This window comes from Bacillus sp. S14(2024) (assembly GCF_050473785.1).
In the GTDB taxonomy this organism is placed as follows: domain Bacteria; phylum Bacillota; class Bacilli; order Bacillales; family Bacillaceae_G; genus Bacillus_A; species Bacillus_A yunxiaonensis.
In genome coordinates this window covers 1-12,196 of sequence record NZ_JBFLUP010000003.1, presented here as the reverse complement: position 1 = coordinate 12,196, position 12,196 = coordinate 1, and the positions used below count along the sequence as shown (strand labels likewise).

The 12,196-nt window shown below is 35.2% G+C and carries 11 protein-coding genes and 3 pseudogenes; 10 read left to right on the top strand and 4 right to left on the bottom strand.

All coding sequences use genetic code 11. The features are described from left to right. Positions 1–100 precede the first annotated feature (100 nt). From AB1279_RS00170 to AB1279_RS00150, 5 genes and pseudogenes are all read left to right on the top strand, one after another. Entirely contained in the window at positions 101–472 is a 372-nt protein-coding gene (locus AB1279_RS00170; protein ID WP_429757452.1) for an NUDIX hydrolase, read from the top strand. A gap of 493 nt (positions 473–965) precedes the next feature. Then, positions 966–1,391: pseudogene (locus AB1279_RS00165) on the top strand (MarR family winged helix-turn-helix transcriptional regulator). Positions 1,392–1,426: 35 nt separating this feature from the next. After that, positions 1,427–2,064, top strand: a pseudogene (locus AB1279_RS00160) (nitroreductase family protein). Between the two features lie 87 nt (positions 2,065–2,151). Further along, positions 2,152–2,442: a putative quinol monooxygenase gene (locus AB1279_RS00155; RefSeq protein ID WP_429757451.1), complete on the top strand. Its 291-nt coding sequence runs from the start codon at positions 2,152–2,154 to the stop codon at positions 2,440–2,442. A 123-nt stretch (positions 2,443–2,565) separates the two neighbouring features. Next, on the top strand, positions 2,566–3,693 hold the full coding sequence (locus AB1279_RS00150) for an alkene reductase (protein ID WP_429757450.1): 1,128 nt from the start codon (positions 2,566–2,568) through the stop codon (positions 3,691–3,693). Positions 3,694–3,885: 192 nt separating this feature from the next. Here the strand turns inward: AB1279_RS00150 and AB1279_RS00145 are convergent, their stop codons facing one another. The 3 genes from AB1279_RS00145 to AB1279_RS00135 form a co-directional block, all read right to left on the bottom strand. Next, entirely contained in the window at positions 3,886–4,569 is a 684-nt protein-coding gene (locus AB1279_RS00145; RefSeq protein ID WP_429757453.1) for a DUF4018 domain-containing protein, read from the bottom strand. Between the two features lies 1 nt (position 4,570). Beyond that, on the bottom strand, positions 4,571–4,936 hold the full coding sequence (locus tag AB1279_RS00140; RefSeq protein WP_429757449.1) for a PH domain-containing protein: 366 nt from the start codon (positions 4,934–4,936) through the stop codon (positions 4,571–4,573). 411 nt (positions 4,937–5,347) lie between these two features. Further along, on the bottom strand, positions 5,348–6,247 hold the full coding sequence (locus tag AB1279_RS00135) for a LysR family transcriptional regulator (RefSeq protein WP_429757448.1): 900 nt from the start codon (positions 6,245–6,247) through the stop codon (positions 5,348–5,350). 292 nt (positions 6,248–6,539) lie between these two features. Here AB1279_RS00135 and AB1279_RS00130 point away from each other — a divergent pair, with 292 nt between their 5' ends. The 5 genes and pseudogenes from AB1279_RS00130 (at position 6,540) to AB1279_RS00110 (ending at position 11,588) form a co-directional block, all read left to right on the top strand. After that, positions 6,540–7,832, top strand: a complete 1,293-nt coding sequence (locus tag AB1279_RS00130; protein WP_429757447.1) for a purine/pyrimidine permease — start codon at positions 6,540–6,542, stop codon at positions 7,830–7,832. Between the two features lie 44 nt (positions 7,833–7,876). Beyond that, complete coding sequence (locus tag AB1279_RS00125) at positions 7,877–8,338, top strand: nucleoside deaminase (protein WP_429757446.1); 462 nt, start codon at positions 7,877–7,879, stop codon at positions 8,336–8,338. A 34-nt stretch (positions 8,339–8,372) separates the two neighbouring features. Next, positions 8,373–8,600: pseudogene (locus AB1279_RS00120) on the top strand (DUF4822 domain-containing protein); the annotation flags it as partial. Positions 8,601–9,219: 619 nt separating this feature from the next. Further along, positions 9,220–10,668 (top strand): PLP-dependent aminotransferase family protein, encoded by a 1,449-nt coding sequence (locus AB1279_RS00115; protein WP_429757445.1) that lies wholly within the window; start codon positions 9,220–9,222, stop codon positions 10,666–10,668. Between the two features lie 5 nt (positions 10,669–10,673). Further along, positions 10,674–11,588 carry a D-alanine--D-alanine ligase gene (locus AB1279_RS00110; RefSeq protein ID WP_429757444.1) on the top strand — a complete coding sequence of 305 codons (915 nt, stop codon included), beginning with the start codon at positions 10,674–10,676 and terminating at the stop codon, positions 11,586–11,588. Between the two features lie 404 nt (positions 11,589–11,992). Here the strand turns inward: AB1279_RS00110 and AB1279_RS00105 are convergent. Beyond that, on the bottom strand, positions 11,993–12,196 hold a 204-nt coding region (locus tag AB1279_RS00105; protein WP_429757443.1), incomplete at its 5' end, for a DNA alkylation repair protein.

The following is a 12,196-nucleotide window of genomic DNA, read 5'->3' as shown; positions in this document are numbered from 1 at the left end:
GAGAAGTTGCAAAAGGTTTTTTTGAATAATTAGAAAAAAAACCCACAAATTTCTTATAATGGAATTTGTGGGTTTTTATTTATTAGATAGGGGGATCGGGATGGATATTGTTTTTACAGAGGATGGGAAACGTTTTAATTATCGAGTAGCAGCTGTGTGTATTGAAAATGGAAAGGTTCTTCTTCATCGTGGGAAGGGAGATAACTTTTGGTGTCTACCTGGCGGACGAGTTCAAATGCTTGAAAGTAGTGAGTCTGCTCTTAAAAGAGAGCTGAAAGAAGAATTAGAAGTGGATGCAAATGTAAAACGATTAATGTGGATTGTTGAGAAGTTTTTTACTTATGATAATCATGAGTTTCATGAAATAGGCTTTTATTATGAAACACATTTAACAGGTTGTTCTATTCCAAAAACGGGTTCTTTTATAAGAGAAGATGGCGGACGAGAATTTGAGTTCAATGGGTTCCACTAGAGGAAATCAATCGTTTTAATATGCAGCCTGCCTTTTTAAAAACAAAGCTAGATCATTTACCGCAGTGTGTAGAACATATTGTGACAAGCTAAAAGAAAGATGGCTCAGTACGGTTAAGGTTACGTATAATTTCAAACAAAAAGAGACTGCCCCAAAAGGTACATATGTGCCTTTTGGGGCAGTCTCTTTTTGTGAAATCCTATCTTTTAAAAATTGGATATAGGTCAGAGGAGAATAAGAAGAGTGTATTATTGTTTTGTCTAGCATAAAAGACATCCGATTCTAAACTGTACATGCGGAAATATAGTTGAATGATAATTCTGGTGAGCAGAGGGAATAGTAAATATAATTTTGAGCAGGAGAGAGGATAACTGCTCATTTAAAAGAGGATAAAAACAAAATTATTGCTTTTCAAATAAAACTCAAGTATATTATTTGATGTATCAACTATTGATGCATCAAATTTTTAGGCAGCCTAAAAAGGGGTGGTAATTTGAGCGATTCATGTTCAAAGGAAGCGGTTATTTTATATAAATTACATTTCCTCATAAGGACATTAGTTCGAAATTCGAAGGTTGTACGGGGATTAGCCAGTCTAGATTGGAACTTTACATCAACTTTATCTAGTAGATGAAATAAGTCAAAAGGCACTTCAAAAAGAAATCAATATTGACAATGCAGCAATTACCCGACATTTAAAGCAACTTGAAGCGAACGAAATGATTACAAGACGTAAAAATCCGAATGATAATCGAATAACCCTTGTTAGTTTAACGGATGCTGGTCGGAATAAAATTCATTCCTTTCAAGAGGAAAAAGAGCGATTTGCCACTTCTGTGTTAAAGGATTTTAACGAAGAAGAACGGGATAACCTTCTAAATATGTTAAATCGCATTCAAAAAATATAAAAGAATTCTAATATCATTATTAGACAGAAAAAGGGAGCATTCAACTATGATTAACACACAAAAAACAAATAATTTTACAGAAATTATAACAGGTCGACGTTCTATTCGAAATTACGATCCTACTGTGAAAATTAGTAAAGAAGAAATGACAGAGATCCTTACAGAAGCAACTCTTGCACCATCTTCTGTAAATATGCAACCATGGCGCTTCTTAGTAATTGATAGTGCTGAAGGAAAAGCAAAGCTTGCTCCGCTTGCTAAATTTAATCAACGTCAAGTGGAAACTTCAGCAGCAATGATTGCTGTTTTTGGTGATTGAATAATTTTGAAAATGGTGAAGAAATTTACAGTAAATCAGTTGAACTTGGATATATGCCTTTAGACGTAAAAGAAAGTCAAATGGAGAAGCTTAAAGGTTATTTCTCAACAATTTCTCGAGAAGATATGAAAGACGTAGTTTTAATTGATGGGGGTCTTGCAGCGATGCAACTTATGCTTTCAGCTCGTGCTCACGGATACGATACATGTCCAATCGGTGGATATGAAAAAGACAAAGTTGCAGAGGTATTTGGCTTAGATAAGGATCGTTATGTACCAGTTATGTTAATATCAATTGGAAAAGCAGCTAACAGTGGTTACCCATCAGTTCGCCTTCCAATTGATAAAATTGCTCAGTGGAAGTAATTGATAGAAGAGCACAAGGTTTCATCATTTGCGTGATTGACTTTTTTATATATAAATACAAGTAGAAAAGTGAGAGGAGACAGTACTATGATTATAATTCATGCTAAATTTCATGTGGATCCAGCAAAACAAGAAGCGTTTTTAGATGAGATTCAGCCGCTAATTAGTGGGTCAAGAAAAGAAAGTGGAAATATGTCTTATGATTTGTATAAGGATACCGAAAAAGAAAATGTCTATACAATGGTAGAGGTATGGGAAAATGCAGAAGTAGTTGCTAATCACAATAAGAGTGAGCATTTCACTTCGTTTGTTGGCAAAGCAAATCAATTTTTAGTTGCACCATTAGATATAAAAGCTTTTGATGGAAAACCATTATAAGGGTAATAACAAGGAGAGCGTATAAATTGACGCACTAGTTTGTGAAAAATTATGATACGGTTATAGACAATTTCTATCTTTTAATGAAATGTAAGCGAAATTTTTAATTAAGGGGGAAGAAAGATGACAAATTCAAATAATAAAATAGCCAGTATCTATGAAGGCACGAATATAACCAATTGGGGATCATTTCAAAACGTGGAAGAAACAAAGTTATTTGATCCGATTCAAATTGGAGCTTGGTCTCTTCGTAATCGTGTGGCAATGGCACCGATGACGCGTTGTTTTGCTAATGATGAGACAGGGGTAGTTGGAGCTGATGTAGCCGAGTATTACCGGAAACGTGCGGCAGATGGTGTTGGTCTAATTATTACAGAAGGAATAGTAATTAGCCCAAGAGCGAAGGGGAATCCAGGTGTCCCAGGTATTTATACCGAGGAGCAAATTGATTCTTGGAAGTCAGTAACAGATGCAGTACATGAAGAAGGTGGAACAATTATTGCGCAAATATGGCATGTAGGACGTATGAGCCATCATGAACTAACAGGTGGATTCTTACCACAAGCACCTTCAGCTATTGCGGCACAAGGAAATGTCCCACGTTTTCGGAAGCCTTTTGATACGCCAGAAGCGATGACAGTAGAAGAAATTCAAGAGACTATCGAACAGTATGCACAAGCTGCTAGGAATGCGATAGAAGCAGGCTTCGATGGGGTAGAAATTCATGGGGCACATGGGTATTTAATTGATCAATTTGCTTATGAATTTGCGAATCATCGAAATGATCAATATGGCGGAGATTTAAAACAAAGGTTAACATTTATGAAAGAAGTATTGCAAGCCGTTATAAGTGCGATTGGTGCAGATAAAACGCTTATTCGTTTTTCGGCATTTAAAGGTGATAACCCTAGCTACATGTGGGAAAATCCTGAAGCAGCAATTCAAACTTTCGTAGAGATGTTCTATGAAGTAGGATTAACGATGATTCATCCTTCAACAATGAATTATACGCAAGTTATAGCTGACGGAAAAAACTTACATCAATTAGTTCGTAAATATTGGGATGGTATAATTGTAGGAGTTGGGAATTTAAATCCAAAAGAGGCAGAAGAAGCACTACAAGAAGGTACAATTGATGTAGCGGCATTTGGTAGACCATTGATTTCTAATCCGGATTTTGTTCATCGTGTTAAACATGGGGAAAGTTTAGAGGAATACGATGCAAAGCAGCATCTTGCTACATTAATATGAATAATAATAAAAGAAGAGCACATAAGGTGCTCTTCTTTTATTATGTAAGCAAAAAATATAAGAGAAAATAGCATGATAGGGGGAACCGAATTTATATTACCCTTATCATACTACTAAAAACCTCGATGACTCCAGTAGGAGAAGTCGAGGTTTTTAGTAGTATTGAGATTCAAGCTTATTTTTTTCTTTCACTCATTTTCGATATTTGTATAATGTATGAACTTCTCTTTTAAATTTCTGGAGAAGTTCAGTATCATCACGATTTGCATACCTTGTAGCGTTATATGCATCGATAATCACATCAAATTGAATGGAGACCTCTTCGTCTCTATAAAGTCTTTTCATCCATTGTTCAACTGTTTCACCGCGTAGCCGATTTAATGGTGGTTTTAGTTTCTTTTCCAAATTAAAAATTTCTTTGCGAATTGCATTGTTTGGTGGTCGTAACTTTCGGTCTCGCTTTTGTATTCTCCCTTGTTCTGATGTAACAATGATAGGTTCGTAGGAAGTTATACGCCCAAAGTTTATTTCATGTCGTTTCTTAAATATTTTCCACATTACATATATAGCGATAATTATGATAATAAAAACTGTGATAGATTGTAAATTTAATGGATTATATTTTTCTGGAAGTGGGGGAGGTGGTGCGTCACCTTTATTTAATTTGCTATTTAAAGAATCGGCTTTATGACTAAGTTCAGCTGATAGAAAGAGCGGATTTAACATATAACCAGCCCCTAAAGCAATCCATTGCATCACATAAGCAATAATTATCCGTACATAAGCGATTATAGGTATAAATAAAAAACTAACAATCGCAATGGCTGTAATTGATAATAATCGCATCATTTGTTGATTTTGATTGAAACTTGTAATCCTATGTTAATGAGCTACTTACAATTTGCTGTTGTATGATTGAACAAAGTTGTTTTCTTATATTTTGATCGTATATTTTTTCAAAACGTACCCAATCATCGTTGTAGTAAATAGACATATGAGAGCTGAAGAAATAAGGATGTTCTTTTACTTCTCCAATACGTTCATATAAGTATTCTTCATATCTTTGAGAATTAAATTTGTTTTTCTCCTTATATACAAATAATATTCTTTTATTTGTTGCCAGTATTACTCCTGGCATGGATGGCCCTCTATGCAGAAATAAAGAAAGAGAACATTGTGTGTAAAAAAGGATCGTCTCATTTTCATGGAGTAAGTTTTTTACTGTATCTAGTAATGTTGGCATTGCGATCACCTCTTTCTGTATATGAGGATTATATCATTTAAATAAAGTCACGGTGTTTATAAAGAAGATACGATGTTTTGCCCCTTTGGATCTGTTTATCTAAAGGGGCGTTTTTATAGTGAAAAATGAAAAGAAGATCTGAACTGAAAGGCGGATTAAGGAGCTGTTGAGTAGCAACAAATGGCTATCAAGACCTAAATCGTAAAAAGTTATCAAAAATAAAGGATGTCACATATTACATATAACTAATATGTGACTGTGAAATGACAATAAAGTCATTTGAAAAATAATAAAGTTGTTTAAAAAATACCAATCATTGTATTCAACAATCGGGCCATATAGTTGAATAAATAAATCCCAATTTCTCAATTATGACACTGAGAGATTGGGATTTTGAATGCTGGAATATTCTTACCGCTGTAAATTCGTGTTTTGCTGGAGGTACCCCGTTAACAGTTTTGCAAAGTTTTGAGCGGTTTTTGATAGATAATGATTCTTCAGCCATATTAAGCCCATAGATGCAGATAGCTCTGTATCTGTAATTTTGAAAACCTGGATATTGTAGTTTTTGTATTGTTTAATGACGGTTTCCGGAACAATAGCTTCTCCAAAATTACAAGCGACTAAATCTAATAAAAGGGAGATGTCAGAGCACTCGGCAATAATGTTCGGATGTAGTTGAGCTTTCGAAAATGCTTCCAAGATCATATAATGAATTCCCAATCCTTCTGTACTCGGTAATATCAGGGGGTGGTTTTGAATGTCAGCAAGCATAACCTGATGATTAAAAGGATGCTTTTTATTTGAAGTAATAAAGTAAAAAGGTTCTGTATAAAGATGGATAGTTGAAAAATCATCTAACTCGAGCGGTAATCGTATAATCGCCAGCTCTACAATCCTGTCTCTCACTAATTGACAAAGATGAGATGATTCATTTTGATGAACTTTATATGTAACCTTAGGATATTTTTTGTGAAATTGGTGAAGTAACTCAGGTAATCCGGCTACCGAAAAAGTATTGATACCTACCGTCAGTCTTCCACTTACCCCGTTTCCGACTTCCTTTACCTCCATTCTGGCTTCTTCCATTAACTGAGTCATTTGTAGCGCATACTTATATAAGGCTTTTCCTGCTTCCGTCACTTCTAAAAATTTCCCACTTCTCTCTATTAATTTCGTTCCTAATTCATCTTCCATTGTTTTCAGGTGCTGGCTTAGCGGAGGCTGGGAGATATGAAGTCTTTCAGCGGCAGCAGAAATTTTTCTTTCTTCTACAATTGCTATGAAATATCGCAGTTGTCTAATATTCATAGATGGAAAAAACCCCCTTCTTATATGAAAAACTTAAGTAAAATCAATTTATTTTATATTTTTCATATACCATATTCTAAGATATCATAATTTTAGATGAAAAGAAATTTCCCGCAACGGCTTTAAACCGCGATGCATTTTTAAGCAAAAAAATTTTGCAGATGTTAGCTAGAACATCGAGATAGGTTAATAAAAGATTTTCTTGCGGGAAATCTTTATTTTTAAGCTAATTAGAACTAATTTCTATTGGTACTTGAAAAAAATAAATATTTTAACATGAAGGTGAAACGATATGGAGAAACAACGTTTTTACGGCGCTTTAAGCATATTTCAATGGTTCTTTTTCCTGCTGGCCACTTCTGTTGCATTACCAATCGTAATCGGGGGAGTATTTCATTTATCGACCGAGGAAATATCCGATTTGATGCAACGAACTTTTTTTGTGGTGGGCATTAGCTCTTTTATACAAGGATGGCTTGGACATCGCTATCCGATCGCTGACGGACCTGCAGGTTCATGGGTCAGTGTATTTGTCATTTTAGCGGGTATGGCGATTCAACAGGGGGAAAGTACGAAAGAAACATTACAACTTTTAGAAGGTGGTTTGCTGGTTACAGGATTTTTACTAGTTATTCTTGGCATAACCGGCCTGGTTAACCGGCTGCTGTTTTTGTTCACTCCTTTAGTTACTGGTTCTTTTCTTTTGATTCTGAGTCTTCAACTTAGTGGTGTTTTTTTAGAGGGAATGTTCGGAATACAAGGACAGTCCAACCTAGATTATCAAATTGCAGCGATTTCATTTGGCGTATTTGTTCTAGTGATAGTGCTATCAATTAAAGGAAAAGGATGGATGAAAAGTTACTCTGTACTGTTAGGGATTTTATTTGGGTGGTTACTATATTTCTTATTAGGAAAAACCCCCAATACGATTTCCGCACCGGCTTCCTTCATTAAATTACCAGACATTTTTGCATGGGGGACTCCGAATTTAAATGCTGGAATGGTTATAACCTCAATTATATTTACGTTTATTTTAGTCTCTAATATGATAGCGGCCGTTACGGCTGTTAAACAAGTGGTTCCAGAATCAGGAGAATCCGAAAAACAAACCATTAACCGCGCCAGTTGGGCAGGCGGTATTACACATGTTATATCAGCTCTTTTTTCGACAATTGGAATTGTGCCATTGCCAGTATCGGCGGGTTTTATCCGAATAACCGAGCAAAAACGAATAATGCCTTTCCTAATAGCAAGTTTAGCCTTAGCAGGTATAGCCTTTGTTCCGGCAATCGTCAACTTCTTAGCTATGCTTCCCGGCCCTATTGCTTGTGCCGTAAGTTTAGCATCCTTTGTCCAAATGATTGGGATCTCGTTTCAATCCCTTTTGAAAGACGAATTAGATCAACGTCGGCTAACTATATTAGGAATCACATTACTAATCGGTATTGGATTAATGTTTCTTCCTAAGGGAATATTTCATGGTCTGCCTACTATTCTCCAATATATTTTAAGCAATGGTCTCATTGTTGGTACGATCATCGTAATTGTGCTAGAACAACTATGGAAAACAAAAAAACATGAGTGAAAAAAATCATATTTAATATTTAATTTTTAAAGGAGTGTTTTTAAATGAGTCACGAAGAATTTATGAAATTGGCAATCGAGTTAGCTTACGACAATACTAAAAACAAAAAAGGAAAACCATTTGGTGCGGTGATTGTTAAAGATGGTGAGATTGTTGCAAAGGGAGTAAATGATGTTCTTAAAACACACGATCCCACTGCGCATGCTGAACTTCTAGCTATCCGTCAGGCTTGTCGCACTCTTGGTACATCTGATCTTTCCGACTGTATACTATACGCAAGCGGGGAGCCTTGCCCGATGTGTTTAAGTGCCATTTACTGGGCGAACCTTAAACATGTTTATTATTCCTATACTGCACAAGAGGAAGAAGAAATTGGATTAGGAACAAAATACGTTTATCAGCAAATATCTCTTCCAAAAGAACAACGAGACATTAAATTATTAAAGCTCGATAAAAATCATCATGAAAAGAATCCTTTTGCTCTTTGGAAAGAAAAGAATAAATAAATTATATAGTTAACGAAACGTGTTTTCCGAGAGAAAAAGCCGCGGTGATTATGGCTACTTCGATGTTGTACACGGGAATAAGATAAGAGCCCATGTTTCAATTGGAAATAATAAGTATGGCGCCGCCCTTGAACTTACCGAACTTAATAATAATAAATTTACGTATAAAAGAACTGGTAAAGACAAAGATGGCAAGGGCATAACTGTATTCGTTGAACATGAACCTTATAAAGGTGATCTTAAACCAAAATTCACTAGATAGGGCTTGGTATGCAGACAAGAAGGGAATAGAACAAAAGAGTGTGAAGCTTTCTGCTTAAACTAACTAGCTAATAGAAGCTTCAGTGATCTTCAACAAACGGGCGCGATTGTTGAACAACATAGGTAGAAATGATCAAACTTTTTTATAAAAACTAAACCTAAATCTGTAAGAGAAGAATCCATTTTGATCAATCTTTTTTCAAAATGGATTCTTTTATTTATCGTAAAATGCTGGTTTATGAGGTATTTTTGAACAAACTTTATTTTAAAGCAACAATTATTTCAATCAAATTTTATTTCAAAGCTACATTAAGACTTAAAAAATACTAATTTCCTGTAAGTGTTTTAAAAGATAAAAAACAACTGTTTACGGTATAAAAATAGTACTATTATTAAGAGGGAATTTTTACTTTCCCTTAGGATAGCGCTACACTACATTAAAAAAGCTTAGCTTATTATTGGATAAGAGGGTGAAGTGAATTTAAATTTGTAGCATTCTTTATCTCAAAGTTGTATGAATGGTACCGAAAACCATACCGCTGGTTAAAGAAAATACATATGCTGTGGATCTTTTAGGATAGATATAGTTATGCCAAAATGATAGCAAGGGGGTCAAGGGAGTGTTTAATGATTTTAAACTTGTGGATGATCGTCCGTTTTATATTCAATTAAAGGATTATTTGAAAAAAATGATTATGAAAGGACATCTGCTGGAACACCAGAAGCTTCCATCTACCCGAGAACTTAGTAAATTTTTATCGGTCAGCAGAAATACTGTTCTCACTGCTTACGCAGATTTAGAACAAGAAGGTTTAATCTATGCAATAAAGGGAAAAGGAAATTTTATAGGAAAAGTTAAAACATCCAAAACTCCATCCATCGAACTAAACTGGAAAGAAAAGGTCAATGAAGTTACCTTGTTAGCTGATGAATTAGATTTAATGAAGCACGGTGTTCGCTGGGAAAAAGGCATGATTTCATTTAATAGCATTGCTCCAGACGAAAAGCTTTTTGATGTTGAAAATTTTAAAAGAGCTTTTCTGAATCGAATGTCCATTGAAGGGGATATCGTTTTGAACTACGGATACGCAAAAGGCTATAAACCTCTCATTGATTACCTTCTTCACTATATGGAAATGAAAGGGGTAAATATTTCCAATAAGGATATTTTGATTACGAATGGTTTCACCGAAGGGCTGGATATTTTATTGTCTTCTTTAGCGAAGAAATCCGGTCGTATTATATGTGAAAACCCGACCCATCATGCTGCCTTAAAACTGTTTCGATTACATGGACTTGATGTGCATGGGATTGAAATGAAGGATGATGGTATTGATATTGATAAAGTTGAGAAAAGTTTATCCGAAATGGATTTTGACTTCGCATATCTAATCCCGTCTTATCATAATCCGACTGGAATTGTCACATCCTCAGAAAAAAGGACTGAAATCATGAATCTTTTTTCGAAATATGGGATCCCTATCGTGGAGGATGGATTTAATGAGGAATTGCGTTATTCGGGTTCTCATCTAGCACCCCTATTAACATTCGCTGGGTCCGGCAACAATGTTATCTATATCAGCAGTTTTTCAAAAATTCTTTTTCCAGGATTACGTGTTGGATGGATTTTAGCAGATAAAGAATTAATTCATTGCTTGGAAAGTGTGAAAAGGGCAAGAACAATTCATACATCTACACTGGATCAGGCAGTGCTTTATCAATATTTACATGATGGTTATTTTGAAAAATATTTAAAAAAGGCCAAGTCAGTTTATAAGAAAAAATATGAACTAGCTGTTCATGCTTGTCATCAATATATTCCTTTTCAAAGAATGACTGGGGATGGGGGACTTCATCTTTTTCTAGAGTTAGAAAAAGGAATGAATTCACGTACACTTTTGAAAAAATGCTATGAAAAGGGAGTCGTTTTTTCTCCTGGGGACGTCTTTTACACGGATGAAAAGGGAAGTAATACGTTTCGATTAGGATTCTCTCGGTTAAAAGAAGCGGATATTCTTAAGGGAATTAAGATAATTGGAGATACATTGAAAAATGAAAATGGGAGTTGAAAAAAGTGAGAGTTGGCGTAATTATGGGAGGCGTGTCTTCCGAAAAACAAGTATCCCTTATGACTGGGGAAGAAATGATTGCACATTTGGATAAAAGTAAGTACGAAATTGTGCCTATTCAACTAAATAACAAAAAAGAGCTTATTGAAAAGGTAAGGGATATCGATATTGCCTTGTTGGCGCTTCACGGAGAATATGGGGAGGATGGTACAATTCAAGGTACACTGGAATCGCTCGGTGTTCCATATACAGGAAGTGTCATGTTATCAAGCGGTATTTGTATGGATAAAAATATGTCGAAAAAATTGATTCGTTATGAAGGAATTCAAACCCCGGATTGGATTCATCTTTCGAATATGGAAGAACTTCAGCTTGATGAAGTCGAAAAAATGGGGTATCCGTTAGTGGTAAAACCTAATTCGGGTGGTTCCAGCGTAGGGGTAAAGATCGTATACGATAAGGAGTCTTTACTATCCTCGCTTGAGGATGTATTGAAATGGGATTCTGAAATCGTAATTGAAAAATATATAAAGGGCGAAGAAATTACATGTTCCATTTTGGCTGGAAAACTTTTGCCAATTATTTCGATTCAACATACGGCCGAGTTCTTTGACTATCATGCGAAATATGATGATGCGGCTACGATTGAAGAGATTGTAGAACTTCCGGTCACAACGCAAAAGCGTGTCGCTGAGGCTGCAATGGCGTGTTATAGAGCATTAAAATGTAGTGTTTATGCTAGAGTTGATATGATTATAAAAGATGGAATCCCATATGTAATGGAAGTGAATACATTGCCGGGGATGACAAAAAATAGCTTACTACCAAAAAGTGCTCATGCGGTGGGGATCACCTATAGTAAGCTATTGGATATGATTATTGAAACCTCCTTACGGGTTAGGAGAAACGAAGGCTTTTAATAGAAACATAATTAACTGTAGTGTTAAAATTAATTGTTGATTCAGGAGCTTTGGATCTATTGGGAGCACAACTGTTCTATTCTTTCTGGTATTTTAATAGTATTGGAAAATATGATTCTTGGAAAGAATACTATGTCTTATATTCTCCCCAAGAATTATTCATTTGTTTCAAGTGACTTCGAATTCATCCAGGTCCACATTTATCAATAATATAGAGGGATTCATTTTGACTAATCTTTTTTCAAAATGGATTCCTTTTTGTTTATTGTAAAAAACCTCGTTCCATTAGTATGTTTGATCAAACTTTATAGGGAGGGATTGCCCACGAAATAGCGGGATAAATCGAACTTCATCGAAAGTGAAAAAAGTTGCTTATTTTACAAGCAACTTTTTTATTTAAAAGACTAAAATGATTGGTTTTGCGCCGGTTTAATGAATTGTTCTGGGTTTTCAATTAAGCCGCATGCAGCACATTGTACGCGATATGTAGGACCTTGGTAGGCCATATGAAATGCACTCATATTTTCGTTTGTATACTCTTCCTCGATTTGACCAGTTTGTGGGTTTAATTTTACTGGTTTTGCTGTTTGTTCAATGATATTAAATCT